This is a genomic window from Eikenella corrodens, assembly GCF_003990355.1.
GTDB lineage: Bacteria > Pseudomonadota > Gammaproteobacteria > Burkholderiales > Neisseriaceae > Eikenella > Eikenella corrodens_B.
Map to the genome: position 1 here is coordinate 125943 of NZ_CP034670.1, position 19593 is coordinate 145535.

15 protein-coding genes and 1 pseudogene are annotated in these 19593 nt (G+C 58.5%); 11 read left to right on the forward strand and 5 right to left on the reverse strand.

Annotated elements, in window-relative coordinates:
* Positions 1 to 133: 133 nt before the first annotated feature.
* The 11 genes from ELB75_RS00765 to ELB75_RS00815 all read left to right on the forward strand — a co-directional run bounded on the left by ELB75_RS00765 (position 134) and on the right by ELB75_RS00815 (position 14643).
* Positions 134 to 1078 (forward strand): LysR substrate-binding domain-containing protein, encoded by a 945-nt coding sequence (locus tag ELB75_RS00765; protein WP_126982266.1) that lies wholly within the window; start codon positions 134 to 136, stop codon positions 1076 to 1078.
* A 182-nt stretch (positions 1079 to 1260) separates the two neighbouring features.
* Positions 1261 to 2031 carry a monofunctional biosynthetic peptidoglycan transglycosylase gene (gene mtgA / locus ELB75_RS00770; RefSeq protein ID WP_206501472.1) on the forward strand — a complete coding sequence of 257 codons (771 nt, stop codon included), beginning with the start codon at positions 1261 to 1263 and terminating at the stop codon, positions 2029 to 2031.
* 369 nt (positions 2032 to 2400) lie between these two features.
* A complete protein-coding gene (locus ELB75_RS00775; RefSeq protein WP_126982267.1) occupies positions 2401 to 2844 on the forward strand; it encodes a universal stress protein in 444 nt (147 codons plus the stop codon).
* A gap of 92 nt (positions 2845 to 2936) precedes the next feature.
* Positions 2937 to 4103 carry a PilT/PilU family type 4a pilus ATPase gene (locus tag ELB75_RS00780; RefSeq protein WP_126982268.1) on the forward strand — a complete coding sequence of 389 codons (1167 nt, stop codon included), beginning with the start codon at positions 2937 to 2939 and terminating at the stop codon, positions 4101 to 4103.
* Between the two features lie 396 nt (positions 4104 to 4499).
* Positions 4500 to 5228, forward strand: coding sequence for a 3-oxoacyl-ACP reductase FabG (gene fabG / locus ELB75_RS00785; protein WP_126982269.1), 729 nt, complete (start codon positions 4500 to 4502; stop codon positions 5226 to 5228).
* Positions 5228 to 6451 carry a beta-ketoacyl-ACP synthase gene (locus ELB75_RS00790; protein ID WP_126982270.1) on the forward strand — a complete coding sequence of 408 codons (1224 nt, stop codon included), beginning with the start codon at positions 5228 to 5230 and terminating at the stop codon, positions 6449 to 6451. Before fabG ends, ELB75_RS00790 begins: the two co-directional genes overlap by 1 nt.
* A 429-nt stretch (positions 6452 to 6880) precedes the next feature.
* Positions 6881 to 8044, forward strand: a complete 1164-nt coding sequence (locus ELB75_RS00795; protein ID WP_126982271.1) for an efflux RND transporter periplasmic adaptor subunit — start codon at positions 6881 to 6883, stop codon at positions 8042 to 8044.
* A gap of 121 nt (positions 8045 to 8165) precedes the next feature.
* The gene (locus ELB75_RS00800; protein ID WP_126984165.1) at positions 8166 to 10103 is read left to right on the forward strand and encodes a MacB family efflux pump subunit; all 1938 of its coding nucleotides are present in this window, start codon (positions 8166 to 8168) and stop codon (positions 10101 to 10103) included.
* A 198-nt stretch (positions 10104 to 10301) separates the two neighbouring features.
* On the forward strand, positions 10302 to 11747 hold the full coding sequence (locus ELB75_RS00805; protein WP_126982272.1) for a TolC family protein: 1446 nt from the start codon (positions 10302 to 10304) through the stop codon (positions 11745 to 11747).
* A 609-nt stretch (positions 11748 to 12356) separates the two neighbouring features.
* Complete coding sequence (locus tag ELB75_RS00810) at positions 12357 to 14447, forward strand: carbon starvation CstA family protein (protein WP_126982273.1); 2091 nt, start codon at positions 12357 to 12359, stop codon at positions 14445 to 14447.
* Positions 14437 to 14643, forward strand: a complete 207-nt coding sequence (locus ELB75_RS00815) for a YbdD/YjiX family protein (RefSeq protein ID WP_431306049.1) — start codon at positions 14437 to 14439, stop codon at positions 14641 to 14643. The genes ELB75_RS00810 and ELB75_RS00815 overlap by 11 nt, the downstream gene beginning before the upstream one ends.
* A 209-nt stretch (positions 14644 to 14852) precedes the next feature.
* Here the strand turns inward: ELB75_RS00815 and ELB75_RS00820 are convergent, their stop codons facing one another.
* From ELB75_RS00820 to ELB75_RS00835, 5 genes and pseudogenes are all read right to left on the reverse strand, one after another.
* Complete coding sequence (locus ELB75_RS00820; protein ID WP_126982274.1) at positions 14853 to 15299, reverse strand: acyl-CoA thioesterase; 447 nt, start codon at positions 15297 to 15299, stop codon at positions 14853 to 14855.
* A complete protein-coding gene (locus ELB75_RS00825; RefSeq protein WP_241236140.1) occupies positions 15292 to 16431 on the reverse strand; it encodes a lysophospholipid acyltransferase family protein in 1140 nt (379 codons plus the stop codon). The genes ELB75_RS00820 and ELB75_RS00825 overlap by 8 nt, the downstream gene beginning before the upstream one ends.
* Before the next feature lie 174 nt (positions 16432 to 16605).
* A pseudogene (locus ELB75_RS13095) lies at positions 16606 to 17142 on the reverse strand (glycosyltransferase); the annotation flags it as partial.
* Positions 17143 to 17278: 136 nt separating this feature from the next.
* Entirely contained in the window at positions 17279 to 19129 is a 1851-nt protein-coding gene (locus ELB75_RS00830) for a DNA recombination protein RmuC (protein ID WP_126982276.1), read from the reverse strand.
* A 78-nt stretch (positions 19130 to 19207) separates the two neighbouring features.
* Entirely contained in the window at positions 19208 to 19555 is a 348-nt protein-coding gene (locus tag ELB75_RS00835; RefSeq protein ID WP_126982277.1) for a barstar family protein, read from the reverse strand.
* Positions 19556 to 19593 lie beyond the last annotated feature (38 nt).

Below are 19593 nucleotides of genomic sequence, written 5' to 3' on the forward strand. Positions count from 1 at the left end.
CATGCGGCAAAATAACGATGGCGGGCTATGATACTATCCAGCCCTTGCCGGTTTCGGGCGAAGCCGGTGATTTCGGCGGCACTTTGACGGTTGGCCTGTCGCATAAATCCGACAAATATCACTTGGATGCATCATGAAACTGCAACAGCTGCGCTATTTTTTGGAGGTTTACCGCTGCAATCTGAATATTTCGGAGGCGGCGGAAATTTTGTTTACGTCCCAGCCGGGCATTTCCAAGCAAATAAAACTGCTGGAAGACGAGCTGGGTGTGCAGCTGTTTGTGCGGCACGGCAAACGCATTGTGGCGGTTACGCCGCCGGGGCAGGCCGTGCTGGAAATTGCCGAGCGCATCTTCCGCGATGTGCAGAGCATCCGCAATATCGGCACGGAGTTTGCCGAACAGGACAGCGGCCGCCTCACGATCGCCACCACCTACACCCAGGCGCGGCATGTGCTGCCGCCGGTGGTGGCCGAGTTTTTCCGGCAGTATCCGAAAGTGGGCTTGTCGCTGCTGCCCGCCGAGCCTTCGGCGGTAGACAGGATGGTGGCCGAGGGTTTGGCCGATTTCGCCATCAATTCGGAAGCGGACGCACGCCATTCCGAGCTGCGCCACATCAGTGCGCGGGCTTGGAACCGCTGCGTGCTGGTGCCGCAGGGGCACGCGCTGGCGGGCAAAGGACGCATCGGTTTGGCGGATTTGTCGTCCGTGCCGCTCATCGGCTACACCGATGCCGAACAGGATACGGCTTTGCAGCAGGCCTTTGCCGGCAGCGGGCTCGCCCTGCCGCAGGTGGCGCTTTCCAGCATGGACGCTGGCGTGATTAAAACCTATGTGCGTGCCGGTTTGGGCGTGGGGCTGGTGGCCGACACGGCCTACGACCCGCAGCGCGATGCCGATTTGGTTTGCCTGCCTGCCGACCATCTGTTTAAGCCAGCTTTCACCTATATCGTGGTGCGGCAGGATGCCTACCTGCGCAATTATGCCTATGATTTCATGCAGCTCTATCTGCCCAGCCTCACCCGCAAACGCATCGAGCAGGCGCTATACGAACCCATCCGCGAAGACTTCTCGATTTAACGGTTGGTTGTTTCGCCCCAGCCTTGTGCCAGCCAGGTTGGAGCCGATGTTTTCAGGTAGCCTGTCGGCCATGCTGAAAGACTACCTGAAACAGTGTCTTGGCAAAGCCAAAACACAAGCTTCACCAAACTTAAAGCCGGATTCCTTTATAATCGCCCCGTTTTGCCACGATTGATTTGCCGATGGATACCCAGCCCACCGAACTCGTTTCCAGCCCCGTCTCCCAGTCCGCTCCCGCCGCCCCGCCCGCCAAAAAACGCCCCGGCCTACTGCGCCGCTGGTTTAAGCGTTTGGTGTGGAGCATCATTCTCTTCCTGCTGGGCTTCCACCTGCTGGTTTTCCTGCTCTTAGCCTATTGGAAAGGCCAGCCTGTGCACACCAGCGCCTTTATGCTGCGCCACAACCTCTCCACCTTCTCCCGCGTGCAGCAAACCTGGGTGGACGACAGCCAAATCGCCCGCGTGGTGAAACAGGCGGCCATTGCCAGCGAAGACGCCCAATTCAGCAACCACGACGGCTTCGACTGGAACGGCATCGAACACGCCATGCGCCGCAACCAGCGCAGCGGCACCATCCGCGCCGGCGGCTCCACCATCAGCCAGCAGCTGGCCAAAAACCTATTCCTGTTTGCCGAACGCTCTTACGTGCGCAAAGCCGAAGAAGCCGTGATTACCGTGATGATGGAAAAAATGTGGAGCAAAGAGCGCATCCTTACCGTGTATCTGAACGTGGCCGAATTCGGCGAAGGCATCTACGGCATCGAAGCCGCCGCCCAGCATTATTACCACAAGCCGGCATCCGGCCTGCGCGCCGGCGAAGCCGCCTCCCTCATCGCCATGCTGCCCAACCCCAAATACTTCCAACAACACCGCAACGACCGCCGCCTGCGCAACAAAACCCGCATCATCCTGCGCCGCATGGGCAGCGCCGATTTGCCGCCGGACGAAGAGTAGTTTGGTATCTGTCAATCAAAGGCTACCTGAAAAAACCATTCCGTTTTTCAGGTAGCCTTTAAGCTGTGCAGATATAGTGGATTAACAAAAATCAGGACAAGGCGGCGAGCCGCAGACAGTACACACGTTACGGCAAGGCGGGACAACGCCGTGCCGGTTTTTGTTAATTCACTATAAGTACGACTTAATTGATATGTTGCTGTGCCAAGCCGCCACAGTTTTCAGGTAGCCTGCCTCGATAAACAGGGCAGCCGCTGTAAAGTAATGCAATTTGTTTTACAATCCCATTACAGGTAAAGTGATTCGGACTGTAACGGATTGGCGGCTGCGCTTTCCGACCGGCCGCCGGCAAACAAAAGGAGTGGCAAAATGTATCAACGGATTTTCGTTCCGATAGACGACAGCAAAACCTCTCTCTACGCCCTGGAGCAAACCTGCCGGTTGGCCAAGGCAACCGATGCCGTACTGGTGGCCGTGCACGTGGTGGATTTAACCGACCTCAAGCACGAAGCCAGCCGCCTGCCCAATTCCGAAGAGCTGTATGCGGCCGAAATGCAGGTGGCCGATCATGCCGAAGCCGTGATGAAACAGGCCGGCGTGAAATACGAGGTCTCCACCCTGGAAAACGACGGCATGCGCATTGCCGACGTATTGATTAAAGAAGCCGTGCGCCAAGAGTGCGATCTCATCGCCATGGGCACCCACGGCTTCTCCGGCCTGCTTCATCTGTTGATGGGCTCCGTGGCCGAAGGCGTGCTGCGCCAGTCTCCCCTGCCCGTGCTGCTGTTTCGCCGCCCGGACGACGAAGCCTAGCTACTATATATTTTCAGGTAGCCTCCCGACTATGCGGCAAGGCTACCTGAAAACTTCATCTAATAACTCACAACCCAAATGGAAAACGATCTATGGCAATCCCCGCTTACAACGAAGAGATGAAAAAATTCATCCACGGCCTGCTCAACCACCTGGTGCAGAGCAAAGGCTCCGACCTGTTCATCACCGCAGGCTTCCCCCCGGCCATGAAGCTCGACGGCAAGCTCACCCCGATTACCGACAAACCGCTCACCGCCGACCACACCGCCCTCATCGCCCGCGCCCTGATGGATGACAAACAGGCCGAAGAATTCGACAACACCAAAGAATGCAACTTCGCCATTAGTTTGGCCGGCGTGTCCCGCTTCCGCATCAACGCCATGGTGCAGCGCGGAGCCGCCGCCCTCGTGTGCCGCGTAATCACCAGCCAGATTCCCAAGTTCGACAACATGAACCTGCCGCCGATTTTGAAACAGGTGGTGATGGAAAAACGCGGCCTCGTGATTTTCGTGGGCGGCACCGGCTCCGGCAAATCCACCTCCCTGGCCGCCATGATCGACTACCGCAACGAAAACAGCCACGGCCACATCATCACCATCGAAGACCCGATCGAATTCGTGCACCCGCACAAAAACTGCATCATCACCCAGCGCGAAGTGGGCGTGGACACCGAAAACTGGTTTGCCGCCCTCAAAAACACCCTGCGCCAGGCCCCCGACGTGATCCTCATCGGCGAAATCCGCGACCGCGAAACCATGGACTACGCGCTCGCCTTCGCCGAAACCGGCCACCTCTGCATGGCTACCCTGCACGCCAACAACTCCAACCAAGCGCTTGACCGCATCATCAACTTCTTCCCCGAAGAGCGCCGCACCCAGCTGTTGAACGACCTCTCGCTCAACCTCAAAGGCTTCATTTCCCAGCGCCTCGTGCCCAAGCCCGACGGCAAAGGCCGCGTGGCCGCCGTGGAAGTGCTGCTCAATTCCCCACTGATTGCCGAGCTGATTTTGAACGGCGACATCCACGGCGTGAAAGAAATCATGGCCCGCTCCCGCGATTTGGGCATGCAAACCTTCGACCAATCCCTGTTCGACCTCTACGAAGCCGGCCACATTGCCTACGATGACGCCCTGAAAAACGCCGACTCGGTAAACGACCTGCGCCTCAACATCCGGCTCAACAGCAAGCGCGGCAATGCCGGCCAGGCATCCGGCATCGACAGCCTGGCGATTGTGGGCATGGACGAGGAAGAAGCCTAAGACGGCAAAGGCTGCCTGAATATTCAGGCAGCCTCTTTACAGCCGATGCGAAAAGGCAGGTAGCGGATACCTGCCTTTCTTAAATATAGTGGATTAACAAAATCAGGACAAGGCGGCGAGCCGCAGACAGTACACACGTTACGGCAAGGCGAGCCAACGCTGTACTGATTTTTGTTAATCCACTATACAATCAAGAAGGGATATTTGCTGGCAGACTCCAAAGAGCCTGAGGCTGGCCGAAACCGCTCCGGACACACTTCCCTGTTCCCGAACCGGGATAAGCATGGCAAAATCCCGCCTTGGCTTCGTTAGGACATCAATCCGTTTCATTGAAGCTTACGTTTTCAGGTAGCCTTCCTCCCAACAGGCTGCCTTTATATATTAAGGACAACCACCATGACCCAAACCATCCTCATCACCGGCTCCACCCGCGGCATCGGCCGTGCGGCGGCTTTGGCCTTGGCGCAAGACGGCTTCGACATTGTGGTGCACGGCCGCAGCCGCATGTCGGATGCCGAAGCGGTGGCGGAGCAAATTCGCGCGCTGAGGCGGCAGGCGCGGGTGTTGCAGTTTGACGTGGCCGACCGCGCCGAATGCCGCCGCGTGCTGGAAGCGGATATTGAAGCGCATGGCGCGTATTATGGCGTGGTGCTGAATGCGGGGCTCACGCGCGACAATGCCTTCCCCGCGCTGGAAGACGAGGATTGGGACCGCGTATTACGCACCAATCTGGACGGTTTCTACAACGTGCTGCACCCGCTCATCATGCCGATGATCCGCCGCCGCGCGCCGGGGCGGATTGTGTGCATGGCCTCCGTGTCCGGCTTGGTCGGCAACCGCGGGCAGGTGAACTACAGCGCGTCGAAAGCGGGGCTGATTGGCGCGGCTAAGGCTTTGGCGGTGGAACTGGCCAAACGCAAGATTACGGTAAACTGCGTCGCTCCCGGCTTGATCGATACGGAAATTTTGGATGAAAACGTGCCGGTGGAAGAAATTTTGAAAGCCATTCCGGCGCAGCGCATGGGGCTGCCTGAAGAAGTGGCGCATGCCGTGCGCTTTTTAATGAGCGAACACGCCGCCTACATTACGCGGCAGGTGATTGCGGTAAATGGAGGATTGTGTTGATGAAAACAAAACGGGTGGTGATTACCGGCGTGGGCGCGGTGTGCGCCTTCGGCCGCGAGTGGCACGAAATCGAAGCCGCTTTCCGTGCAGGCAAAAACGCCGTGCGCCGCATGGAAGCGTGGGATGCCTTCCCCGAAATGGAAACCCGCCTCGGCGCGCCGCTGCCCGCCTACGCACCGCCCGCACATTGGACGCGCAAACAGTTGCGCAGCATGGGCCCGCTGGCGCAATACTGCACCGATGCCGCCGAACAAGCACTGAAACAGGCAGGCTTGCTCGGCGACCCCGTCATCCGCAACGGCAGCATGGGCGTGGCCGCCGGCTCTTCCAGCGGCAGCACTGCCGACGTGCTCGACATCGGCCTGCTGCTCGCCCACCAGCCCAACAATTTCAACGCCAACACCTATGTGCGCATGATGCCGCACACCACCGCCGCCAACGTGGCCATCTTCTTCGGCCTCACCGGCCGCCTGATTCCCACCTCCAGCGCCTGCACCTCCGGCAGCCAGGGCATAGGCTACGCCTACGAAGCCATCAAATACGGCAAAATCCCCATGATGCTGGCCGGCGGCGCCGACCAACTCTGCCCATCCGAAGCCTTCGTGTTCGACAGCCTCTACGCCGCCAGCCGCCGCAACGGCGAGCCCGAACTCACCCCCCGCCCCTATGACAGCGCACGCGACGGCCTCGTACTCGGCGAAGGCGGCTGCATGATGGTGCTGGAAGAATTGGAACACGCTCAAGCACGTGGCGCGCACATCATCGCCGAAATCATCGGCTACGGTGCCAACTGCGACGGCAGCCACATCACCCGCCCCGAGATGCGCACCATGCAACGCTGCATGGAGCTTGCCCTCGAAGACGCCGCCCTGCCGTCCTCCGCCGTCGGCTACGTCAGCGGCCACGGCACAGCCACCGAACAGGGCGACATCGCCGAAACCCAAGCCACCGCCGCCGTGTTCGGCCACATCCCGATCAGCTCGCAAAAAAGCTACCTCGGCCACACCCTCGGCGCTTGCGGCGCACTCGAATCATGGTTTGCCATCGAAATGATGCGCGGCGGCTGGTTCGCCCCCACGCTGAACTTGGACAACATCGACCCCCGCTGCGGCGAAGCCGACTACCTCACCGGCTCCGGCCGCCGCATCGACACCGAATACGTGATGAACAACAACTTCGCCTTCGGCGGCGTGAACACATCATTAATCTTTAAGCGTTGGTAAGGCGCATTTTAACTAAGAGGCTACCTGAAAACGGTTCGAAATATAGTGAATTAACAAAAACCAGTACAGCGTTGGCTCGCCTTGCCGTAACGTGTGTACTGTCTGCGGCTCGCCGCCTTGTCCTGATTTTTGTTAATCTACTATAAGAGGCTACCTGAAAACAGTTTGAAATGTTTTCAGGTAGCCTTTCGTTTGTTTGCGCATGATTGGGAAATACAGTTGCAGGCTACCTGAAACGATTGCACCTTGGGCGACTATTTTTCAGGTAGCCTGTTCCGCTTGCTATCTGCCCGTCTCCTAATTTCCGTAAAGCCCTGACAATAAAGCCTCGGCGGGGTAAGGATAGGTTAATCAGATGGCGCAGGCGGCGGTAGTTTCCTAGAATAGCCACATTTCTTAACAGCTGCCGGAAAGGGCAGGCGGAACAAGATGAAAAAACCGTTGAAATGGACATTGTGGGCGGTGGCGGCGCTGGCCGTGGGTGCAGCGGGCTATGCCTTTTTGAAGCCGAGCAAGCCGCAAACCACCTATCTCACCGAAGAAGTGAAACGCGCCGATGTGCGCCAAACCGTATCCGCCACCGGCGAGATTTCTGCCGCGCAGCTGGTGGACGTGGGCGCCCAGGCTTCCGGCCAGATCAAGCATCTATACGTGAAGCTCGGGCAGCATGTGGAAAAAGGCGACCTCATCGCCGAAATCGATTCCACCACCCAGCTCAACGCGCTCAACACAAATAAGGCCAAGCTGGAAACTTATCAGGCGCAGCTCGTGTCTGCCCGTGTGGCGCTGCAAACCGCCGAGCGCAAATACCGCCGCGAGCAGGCCTTGTGGGCGGAAAACGCCACTTCCAAAGAAGAGCTGGAAAGCGCGCAGGGCTCGTATGCCGCCGCCAAGGCGCAGGTGGGCGAGCTGCAATCTTCCATCCGCCAAACCCGCATCGCCATCAACACGGCCGAAGCCGATTTGGGCTACACCCGCATCACCGCGCCGATTTCCGGCACGATGGTTTCGGTGAAAGTGGAAGAAGGGCAAACCGTGAATGCGGTGCAAACCACGCCCGCCATCGGCCAAGTGGCCGATTTGAGCCGCATGTTGAACAAAATGCAGATTGCCGAGGGAGATGTAACCAAAGTGCGCGCCGGCCAAACCCTGCTGTTCACCACCCTGGCCGACCCCGACAAAGAACGGGAAGCCAAGCTGGATAGTGTCGATCCGGGCTTAACCACCCTGTCGCAAGGCAGCTACACCACCAGCACCGACACCACCAGCACCGCCATCTACTACTACGCCCGCGCACTCGTGCCGAACGAAGACGGCAAGCTCGCCATCGGCATGACCACGCAAAACAACATCGTGATCGGCGAGGCCAAAAACGTGCTCACCGTACCTTCCACCGCAGTGAAGCAGCGCGGCCGCGAACGCTATGTGCGCGTGCTGAAAGCCGAAAACCAGGTGGAAGAGCGCACGATTACCGTGGGCATCAGCGACGGTACGCGCACCGAAGTGAAATCGGGCGTGAAAGAGGGTGAGAAAGTGATTGTGTCGGAGAGCGACGGCACGGTGAAAGAGTGGCAGGGCGGCCCGCCGGTGTAGGCCGGCTCTCGCTTTGCCATATCAGGCTACCTGAAAACCTAAAGGCTACCTGAAACCATGCTGTAAAGCCTGCTTCTATTGTTTCAGGTAGCCTCCCTGCCGCAACGAAAGCCGCATGCATATGAACCTAATCGAATGCCGCAACATCAACCGCTATTTCGGCGAAGGCGCCAACCGCGTCCACATTCTGAAAGACATCAGCCTCACCATCCAAAAAGGCGATTTCATCGCCATCATCGGCCAATCCGGCTCCGGCAAATCCACGCTGATGAACATCCTCGGCTGCCTCGACAGCGCCACTTCCGGCTCGTATCAAATCGACGGCGTGGAAACCGTGCAGATGAGCGGCGACGAACTGGCCGCGCTGCGCCGGCGCAAATTCGGCTTCATTTTCCAGCGCTACAACCTTTTGGGCGCATTGAGCGCGCGCGAAAACGTGGCGCTGCCCGCCGTGTATGCCGGCATGGATCAGAAAGAGCGGTATGAACGCGCCACCCGGCTTCTGGCCGACTTGGGCTTGGAAGGCAAGGAAGACAACAAGCCCAACCAGCTCTCCGGCGGCCAGCAGCAGCGCGTGTCCATTGCCCGCGCCCTGATGAACGGCGGCGAAATCATCCTGGCCGACGAGCCCACCGGCGCGCTCGATTCCGGCAGCGGCGAGATGGTGATGGAAATCATCAAAGGACTGCACGCCAAAGGCCACACCATTATTTTGGTCACGCACGACCCGAAAGTCGCCGCCTTTGCCAACCGCGTCATCGAAATCAAAGACGGCGAAATCATCTCCGACACCAGCAAAAACGAAAGCATCCCGCCCAGCAGCGTGGAAAGCCGAACCGAAAAGCCATCTTGGCTGTTTTTCAAAGACCAGTTTGTGGAAGCCTTCAAAATGTCGGTGCAGGCCATCATGGCGCACAAAATGCGCTCCCTGCTCACCATGCTCGGCATCATCATCGGCATTGCCTCGGTGGTGTCCGTGGTGGCGCTGGGGCGCGGCACGCAGGAGAAAATCCTCTCCGACATCAGCGCCATCGGCACCAACACCATCGGCGTGTATCCCGGCAAAAGCTTCGGCGACCGCCATCGGGGTCGCATTCGCACGCTTACCATCGCCGATGCCGAAGCCATCAGCAAACAAAGTTATGTGGACAGCATCACCCCGATGGTATCCGCCGGCGGCACGGTTACCTACCGCAACACCAACCTCACCGCCCAGCTCTACGGCGCAGGCGAGCAGTATTTCAACGTGCGCGGCATCAAGCTCGACCGCGGGCGGTTGTTTGACCAGGCCGACGTAGACGCCGCCGCGCAGGTTGTCGTGATCGACCCGAACACCCGCAAACAGCTCTTCCCCGACGGCACCGACCCCATCGGCCAAACCATCCTGTTCGGCAAACGCCCGCTGCGCGTGATCGGCATCAGTGCCGAAGACCAAAACGGCTGGGGCGGCGGCGACAGCCTGCAAATGTGGGCGCCCTACACCACGGTGATGAACCGCATCTCCGGCGAGCGCCACATCAGCTCGCTTACCGTGAAAATCCGCGACGATGTGAGCACCTCCGTGGCCGAGCAGGGCATCAAAGAGCTGCTCTTGGCGCGGCACGGCAAGGAAGATTTCTTCACCAGCAACAGCGACAGCATCAAGCAGACCGTCGAAAAAACCACCGGCGCGATGACTCTGCTGATTTCCTGTATCGCCCTGATTTCATTGGTGGTGGGCGGCATTGGCGTGATGAACATCATGCTGGTGTCGGTAACCGAGCGCACCAAGGAAATCGGCGTGCGTATGGCCATCGGTGCGCGGCAGGGCAATATTTTGCAGCAGTTTCTGATTGAAGCCGTGCTCATCTGCCTCATCGGCGGCGCAGCCGGCATCCTGCTTTCCTACTTAATCGGCTTAGGCTTCAACGCGCTGGCCAGCGAGTTTGCCATGTCGTTCTCCACCTGGTCGATTGTGAGCGCGGTGTGCTGCTCCACCTTCATCGGCGTGCTGTTCGGCTTCATGCCCGCCAAAAATGCCTCCAAGCTCAACCCGATTGCCGCCTTGTCGCGCGATTAGCGGCGGGCTGAAAGCGCGAGCAGCCATCAAGCTAAAACCGCCCGATATTTTCAGGTAGCCTGCAAGAGTAGGTAGGGGCTACCTGAAAACAGGGTAAACAGGATTGTAAGCTAAAGTGAACGATTTTTCAGGTAGCCTCCAACCGGTAATCCAGGCTACCTGAAACCCACCCGACACCCAACCAAGAAACGAGGGTTTATGAACCAAACAACCCACCCGCCCATCCGTGCTGCCGCGCTGGCGCTGCTTCTGCTCGCCGGCTGCGCCATCGACCAAACTCCCAACACCCAAATCGGCCTCGCCCAAGCTCAGCGCGATGGCAGCGTGCAAACCGCCGCCGGCGAAAGCGGCCACTGCCCCGATCCCGCCGGATGCGCCTACCAAACCGAAGGCGATTGGTGGCAAAGCTTCAGCGACAGTGGGCTCAACGCCCTGGTGGAGCAGGCCTTGGCCAACAATGTGGATTTAAAACAGGCCGCCGTTAGCGTGAACAAAGCCCTGTATCAGGCCAACATTCTCGGCGCCAATCTCGTGCCCGAATTCAACGCTTCGCTCGGCGCCAATGCCAACCGCAATCTCGACACCCGCCAAAACAGCCACAGCTACAGCAGTCAGCTCGGCTTAAGCTACGAGCTCGATTTGTGGCGCAAACTCAACGCCACCGCTTCCGCCCAAGCGTGGGAACAGCGCGCCACCGAGCAAGACTTGGCCGCCACCCGCCTCACCGTAATCAACAATGTGGCCGACGCCTATTTTCAGGTAGCCTATCTCAACGAAGCCATCAAGCTCACCGAAAAAACCATCGAGCAATACAAACAAATCCTGCAAATCGCCCGCAGCAAATACCGCTACGGCCGCGTGACCGCGATTGAGGTTACCCAGGCCGAGCAATCCCTGCTTGCCGCCGAAAACAGCCTGCTGTCGCTGCAACAGAGCCGCAGCAACACCGAAGCCACCCTGCGCAACCTGCTCAACCTGCGCCCCGGCCAGGCAATGGCCGTGCAGCCCGAATCCTTCCGACTGCCCGAAGGCGGCAAACTTGATTTGAATGTGCCCATCTCCACCCTCGCCGCCCGCCCCGACCTCATCGCCGCCGACTACCGCCTGCAGTCCGCCCTCAAAAGCCAGCAGGCGCAATACCGCAGCTGGTATCCCAGCATCACGCTAAACGCCGCGCTGAGCACCTCGTCCGAACACAGCAAAAACCTGTTCAACGTGCCGATATTGGGCGGCAGCGTCAGCCTCAACCTGCCCTTCCTCAACTGGCGCACCATGCACTGGAAAGACCGCAGCGCCGAAGCCGACTTTGAAAATGCCAAACTCGCCTTCGAAAAAGCCCTCACCACCGCGCTCAACGAAGTCGATACCAACTACCGCCAATACCGTGCCAGCCGCCAAACCCTGGAAAACCAGCGCCGACGCCACCGGCTCGACGTTGAAAACAGCCGCTACTACCGCGTGCGCTATCAACATGGCCGCAATGAGCTCAAAGACTGGCTCTCTGCGCTGAACACCGAATATTCCGACGCGCAAAGCCTGCTCGAAGCCCGCTACCAGGCCTTGCGCTACGAAAGCATGGTGTATAAAGCCATGGCCGGCCGTTACCGGAAAGCTTCTGCCGCCACGGCACAGCCGGCGCAGTAATTCGGCATCCGATTTACCTGAAAACAATAAAAACCGGACGGGCATACAGCCGTCCGGTTTTTATTGTTTTCAGGTAGCCTTGGGGGCATACCAGCAGCAAACAGCCATTACCTGGCGGGAGGCTACCTGAAACTTGATGGTTAGGTTGGTATTGCCCTGACATTTTGCTCTGTCTGCGCCCCATATTTTCAGGTAGCCTTTTGCTGCTATCTCGGCGATTGCCAACGGCTCAAGAGGTTACCTGAAAAGCGGCAATACAGCTCAAACCCGACAAACAAACTTTACCTTCACCTGCTGATTTTTTGTAAAAACCAACAATATTGTTATCCGATCGGCGATTTGTTGATCTAAATCAAATTATTCTTGCTCCAGTATATTTTTGTACTGAATCTAGGCGTTTCCGTCTAAAACGTAGCAAAAACAGCTTCGCTCACTTGAAAATTTAACGTAATTATTCCCGCAAATATGTTAAGCTTATGTCGTTTGGTAGTTAAGACGTTTGCGTCTTTAAGCGTAGCGTTCGATTGCCGGATAGGGGGCTGCCGAAGTTGGGCGGTACGGCCTGGCCAAGCAGCCGTTTTATGTTTGTTGAATCGGAGTATTGTTATTATGAACAAACTCAAAAGCTTCCTGATATGGGGCGTTGTGGTGTTGGCTGGCTTGGCCGCCTTTACCACTCTGGCTATCCATCGCGGTGAGCAGGTCAGTGCGGTGTGGATGGTGATTGCTGCCGTCTCCGTATATGCCATTGCCTACCGCTTTTATAGCCTCTACATTGCCAAAAACGTAATGCAGCTCGATCCCAACCGGCTTACGCCGGCCGAGCGCCATAACGATGGCTTGGACTATGTACCGACGCACAAAGGCGTGCTGTTCGGCCACCATTTTGCCGCCATCGCTGGTGCCGGTCCGTTGGTAGGCCCGGTGTTGGCCGCGCAGATGGGTTATTTGCCCGGCACACTGTGGATTATCTTCGGCGTGGTGTTTGCCGGTGCGGTTCAGGATGCGATGGTGTTGTTCGTGTCCATGCGCCGTGACGGTAAATCCTTGGGCGACATCGTGAAACAAGAGCTGGGCACTGTAGCCGGCGTGATTGCCTCCATCGGTATTCTGATGATTATGGTGATCATCATGGCCGTGTTGGCGCTGATTGTGGTGAAAGCATTGATCCACAGCCCGTGGGGTACCTTCACCATCGCCGTTACCATCCCGATCGCTCTGTTTATGGGTATCTACACCCGCTATATCCGTCCGGGCAAAATCGGCGAGATTTCCATCGTCGGCTTTATCCTGCTGGTGTTGGCGATTGTGTACGGTAAAAACGTGGCCGAAAGCTCCTTTGGGCATATCTTCGACCTGGAAGGTCTGTCTATCGCTTGGGCGGTGATGATCTACGGTTTCATCGCTTCCGTGCTGCCAGTGTGGCTGCTGCTCACCCCGCGTGACTACCTCTCCACTTTCCTGAAAATCGGTACCATCATTGCATTAGCCTTGGGCATTGTCATTGTTAGCCCGCCGCTGCAAATGCACGCTGTTACCCGCTTTATCGACGGTACCGGCCCGGTATTCTCAGGCCATCTCTTCCCCTTCCTGTTCATTACCATCGCTTGCGGTGCGGTATCCGGCTTCCATGCCCTGATTTCTTCAGGCACCACGCCGAAAATGGTGGAAAACGAAGAACACGTACGCATGATCGGCTACGGCGGCATGATTATGGAAAGCTTTGTGGCCATTATGGCGCTGGCTGCCGCTTCTTCGCTTGATCCTGGTGTGTACTTCGCCATGAACAGCCCGGCTGCCCTGATCGGCACCGACGCTGCCAATGCCGCACACGTGATCACCACCCAGCTGGGCTTCCCGGTAAGCGAAGCTACCCTGCTGCACGTGGCCAAAGAAGTGGGCGAACACACTATCCTGTCTCGTGCAGGCGGTGCGCCGACTCTGGCCGTGGGTATGGCTCACATTATGAGCCAGCTGATCCCGGGCGAAAGCATGATGGCATTCTGGTATCACTTCGCGTTGCTGTTTGAAGCCCTGTTCATCCTGACTGCTGTGGACGCCGGTACCCGTGTGGCCCGCTTCATGATCCAGGACTTGGGCAGTATCTTCTACAAACCCTTCGGCAACACCGACAGCCTACCGGCTAACTTGATTGCCACCTTTATGGCCGTTGCACTGTGGGGCTACTTCCTCTACACCGGTGTAACCGACCCGCTGGGCGGTATCAACTCCCTGTGGCCGCTGTTTGGTATCGCCAACCAGATGCTTGCAGGTGTGGCTCTGATCCTGTGTACCGTGGTTCTGATTAAGATGAAACGCGACCGCTACATTTGGGTTACTTTGGTTCCGGCGCTCGGTGTATTGTTGGTAACCTGCTATGCCGGTTGGCAAAAAGTGTTCGATTCCAACCCTCGCGTAAGCTTTATGGCTCATGCTGCCAAATATAAAGCAGCCTTGGCTAACGGCGAAATCCTGGCTCCGGCCAAAACCGCTGAGGAAATGGGTCGCATTGCCTTCAACGACTATGTAAACTCCGGTCTGACCGTGCTCTTCCTGGCCGTAGTGGTTGTAGTGGGGATTTACGGCCTTCAGGTAGCCCTGAAAGCCCGTAAAGTCGGCTGGCCGACTGCCCACGAAATCCCGCCGGTATTCCGTAACGAAACCACCGGCGCAAGCTCCGAGGCTGTGAATGAAGCGTAAGCTGAAACAGCGCCTCCATCAGGCTTGGAAAACAGCCAAGCTGACTGCCAACCTGATGGTGGGCGTGCCGGATTATGCCAACTACGTGGCACGCCAACGGCGCTACAACCCCAACGCACCGGTGATGACCGAGCAGCAGTTTGCCGACTACTGCCGCAAACGCCGGTGCGGAGCCAACGGCGGCCGCTGCTGCTGACCCGGCTCTCATAATCAAACCAAACCGCTTGAAAAGGTATGCCTTCTCAAGCGGTTTTTTTCAGGCTGCGGATGATAGTGGATTAATAAAAACCGGTACGGCGTTGGCCCGCCTTGCCGTAACGTGTGTACTGTCTGCGGCTCGCCGCCTTGTCCTGATTTTTGTTAATCCACTATAAATCCGGCCTGCCATATGGTTTTCAGGTAGCCTCAACGGGGTTTCAACGGTACAAACCCTGCAAACTGCCGCACCGCCTCCTGCCAGCTTTCGGGGGTTTGGAACTGCATTTCGCCGTTGTCGAGGCGTTGGGCGACTTGCGTGGTGTGCGCCCGGGTGAGTATTTCGCCGCTTGCCGCGTCGCGCAGGGTGTAGTCGATGCGCAGGCAGCTTTCGTATTCGGTCATGGCCATGTCCACGCGGATTTTCTGGCCGAAGCGGGCGGGGCGGACGTATTTGAGGTCGAGCTTCACCACCGGCCAGGCGTGGCCGTGCTCCAGCATCACGGTGTAGTTGTAGCCCAGCGCATCGAGGAAGGCGCAGCGGGCGACTTCGAGGTATTTCACGTAGTGGCCGTGCCAGACGATCTGCATTACGTCCACATCAAAAAAGGGGACTTCGATTTCGGCGCTGTGGCGGCAGTAGGTGTGTTTAGCCATGAGGGTTGTTCCAGAAGTTGTAGAAGTTGAACCATTGCAGCGGCGCGCGCGCGGCGTGGGCGGCCAAAATGTCGGCGTATTGCTGCGCCATGCTTTCAATCACTTGTTTGCGCGTGGCGGCCGTCCAGCTCGGGGCTACCTGAAAACGTTTCAGGCATAAATGATAGCGGCCGTGCTCTTTTAGCACGAAGACGGTATTGGTGGGCGCGCGCAAGAGGCCGGCCAAGAGCCAGGGGCCTTGCGGCAGGTGGGCGGTGTGGCCGAGGAATTGCACGGGCACGGTTTTGTTGCCGCGCACGGGGGTGCGGTCGGCGGCGATGGCGAGCCATTCGCCGGCATCGAGTTTTTGCGATAGCTGGAGCATTTTGGCCGCATCGAGGTCGGCTACCTGAATCAGCTGCAAATCGCTGGCGCCGGCGGCTTTGAGGGCGCGGTTGAAATCTTCGGCATGGGCGTTGTGCACGAGCACGTTGAGTTTGAAGCCCCGGTGGTGGGAGACGAGGGCGCGGCACACTTCGATGTTGCCCAGATGCGAGCAGATGAGGATTTGGCCGCGGGTGTTGTGTTGCTCCACATCGGTGTAGATTCCGTCCGGGTCTTCCCGCACGAGGTCGGGTACGGTGATTTTGTGCTGCCACACGGCGAAGCGGTCGGCCACGGCCTCTCCGAAGGCGGCGAACTGGCGGTATACGGGGAAGCGTGCGGGCAGCGGCGCATCGGGGAAACTGGCTTTCAGGTAGCCTTGATATTGGCGCACGCTGCGGCGCTGGGCGGCGGAGGTGAGGTAGAAATAGGAAGATACCGCGGCAGCGATGATGTGCACCGGCCACAGGGGCAGGTAGCGCACCAGCCATTCGGTAATCTTGAGGAAGAGGCGGTGGCCGCGTTCGTGCTGTGCCGACCAATGCGCCCGGGCGGCCTGTGCCGCTTGAGGCCGTTTAAACAGGCGGCCGAGGCGGCGGGCAACCATGCCGCAAAACAGGCGGGCGTGCATTTGGCTGATGAGCAGGTTGTCGCGGCGCAGGTTGAAGTGCGAAATACCACCTGCTTCGTAGCGCACGGGCGTGTCCAGCCAAACGAAGGGCGTGCCCGCCCAATGCAGGCGCACGAGGATGTCGTTGTCGAAATCCATGCGCTCGCCGATGATAGCGCCGCCGTATTGGATGGGCAGCACGGCATCGAGCGGATAAACGCGGAAGCCGCACATGCCGTCTTTGATGTCGAACGACCAAGTATGCAGCACGTTCCAAAAATCGGTGATTTTGCGGCCGTAGAAGCGGGCTTTGGGCACGTCGCCGCCGTACACCGGCCGCCCGCACACCACCGCCTGCGGCTGCGACTGCGCGGTTTCCACAAAGTGCGGGATGTCGGCAAAGTTGTGCTGCGCATCGGCATCAATCTGCAAAACGTGGCTGAAACCCTGCTGCGCCGCCAGCTTGAAGCCCCACTTCATCGCGCTGCCCTTGCCTCCGTTGGTTGGACGGAAGGCTACCTGAACGCCTTCTTCACGCAAGGCCTCCAAACCGGCGCGGCAGTCTTCGCCCGAGCCGTCGTCCACCACCAAAACGGGCAGGCCGCAATCTCGCAGGGCGGAAACCACCTGCGGCAGCGTGCCGAGATGTCGGTAGTGGGGGATGACGGCGAGGAGCTTCATAATCGGGCGGCGGTGGTGGGAAAGGCGGGATTGTAGCAAAAGGAGGGAAGGGCTACCTGAAAATCGAATGTATAGTGAATTAACAAAAACCAGTACGGCGTTGTCTCGCCTTGCCGTAACGTGTGTACTGTCTGCGGCTCGCCGCCTTGTCCTGATTTTTGTTAATCCACCATATTGTTTTCGCCCCATTGCGGCTTGTGCCCTTGGCTTTGCCAAGACCCGTTGCTTTTTCAGGTAGCCTTGGCAGCCGGAGAAGGCTACCTGAAAACATTTGCTTTACGCGGATTGGCAGCCGATAAAAGGCGTTGCGCCTGCAGGATGTTTTTCAGGTAGCCTCCGGCTGCCCGCCGTCTGTTTTGTCTTCCAGCATCTCCGCCGCTTCGCTGCCGGCCTGCTCCACCAGCTGCGCGTCGAGCCGTTTGCTGGCTTTCACGCCCATTTGGCGCAGTTTTTCCACGCGGCTGACCAAGTTGCCGCGGCCGCTGTAAAGCTGTTTGTGGGCGGTTTGGTAGCTTTCTTGCGCCTGCTGGAGGTTTTTGCCCACTTTTCCCAGCGTTTCCACGAAGCCGACGAATTTGTCGTAGAGTTTGCCGCCTTCGTCGGCAATCTGCAGGGCGTGGCGGTTTTGGTATTCGTGCCGCCAGATGTTGGCCACGGTGCGCAGGGTGGCCAGCAGCGTGCTGGGGCCGACCAGGATGATGCGTTGGTCGAAACAGGTTTGGAAGAGATCGGGGTCTTGCTGCAGGGCGAGCAGGTAGGCGGGTTCTACGGGCACGAACATGAAGACGAAATCGAGCGATACCAGGCCTTCGATGTCGCTGTAGCGTTTGGCGGCGAGCTCTTTGATGTGCTGGTGTACGGAGGCGAGGTGGGCGGCGAGCTCGGCTTCGGCGGCTTCGGGGCTTTCGGCGCGGGTGTAGCGTACGTAGGCGGTGAGCGACACTTTGGAATCGACGATGATTTGTTTGTTGTCGGGCAGGTTGATGAGCACGTCGGGCTGGAGGTAGCGGCTTTCGCCGTCACTGTCGGTTTGGCGGCCGCCGCTTTGCACGAAGTATTCGCGCCCTTTCACCAGGCCGGAGTTTTCCAGCACTTTTTCCAAAATCATCTCGCCCCAGTTGCCCTGGCTTTTGTTGCGGCTGCCGGTGAGGGCTTGGGTGAGGGCTTGGGCGTCTTGGTGCAGCCGGGCATTGAGCTGTTGCAGGCGTTTGAGCTCGTTTTCCAGCGTGAGCCGCTCTTTGGCTTCTTTTTCGTAGGTGTTTTGCACGAGCTGGCTGAAGCCTTGCAGTTTTTCGCTCAAGGGATTGAGCAGTTGGTCGAGCTCTTGGCGGTTTTGCTCGGAAAAGCGGCGGCTTTTTTCTTCGAGGATTTGGTTGGCCAGGTTTTGGAATTGTTCGCCCAAGTTTTGGCGGGCTTGGTTGAGCAGGGCGATTTGTTCGGCGTGGGCTTGCTGCTGCTGTTCGATTTGGGTTTGCACGCGTTCGTGCTGCAGGCGGCTGGCGGCCAGCTCTTGGCGGGCGGTTTCGTAGCGCTGTTGGAGCTGCTGTTGCTGTTCGGCGGCTTCGGCCAGCTGGTTGTTGAGGTGCTGCACGGATTTTTCGGCGGCGGCGGCACGGGTTTGCCAGCTTTGGTTTGCTTCCTGTTCGGCGGCGAGCTGCTGCTTGGCGGCGGCCAGCTCTTGCTGCTGTTGCTGTTGGCGCTCGGCGGCTTCGGCCAAGCTGCGGTCGAGATGTTGTTTGGATTGTTCGGCAGCCACGGCACGGGTTTGCCAGCTTTGCACTTCTTCCTGCCCAGCGGCGGATTGCTGCTTGGCGGCGGCAAGCTCGCGCAACAGTTGCTGTTGCCGTTCGGCGGCCTCGGCTAGGCGGTTGGTGAAATGTTGCACCGATTGCTCGGCGGCGGCGGCGCGGGTTTGGTAATCCTGTGCGGCTTGGCGGGCGGCCGAAAGCTGCTGTTGGCTATCGGCCAGGCTTTGGGCGGTGTGGCCGAGTTGCTGTTCGCTTTGCTGCCAGGCCTGCTGTTGCAGGGCGAGCTGGTGTTGCAGGCGGTCGGCTTCCTGTTGGTGGCGGTGTTGCGCGGCTTGGTTGCGGGCATTTTGCCACAGCCAGACGATGAGTGCGCAGAGTAGGGCAGCGGCAAAGCAGGCGGCAAGCAGGATGGGAAGGGTAAAGGTCATAAAAGGCTACCTGAAAAACGTTGTTCTGGCGCTAAAGCGTGAGCTTCAGCGAAGTGTAAATGGGGAGCGGCTGGCGGTTTAATCTGCTATCGAAATCCGCACGATTTTATGCTCCTGCGGGTTGCCGTGCCAATAATCGCGGTATAGCTCCAGGCAGTCGGCAATATCGGCAAACAGTTTGGGCTGGCGTTGCTTGAGGTCGGACAGGCCGCAAAAGGCGATGTGGATTTCGCGTTGCGGCAGCCAGCCCAAGTCGCGCATACAGTCGTTGAGCGAATCGAGGCTGCCGCTGTTGAAATAGGCGGGCAGTTCGAAGGCTTCCTGCATGCGCTGCATCAGGCTGTGCGGGGTTTTGATGCGGGATAAATCCACGCTGATGGCGAGGGCATCCGGGCGGGTTAGGGTTTGGCGGATAAAGCGGCTCATGTGTGAGGCTACCTGAAAGCATCAAGTGAAAACGTATT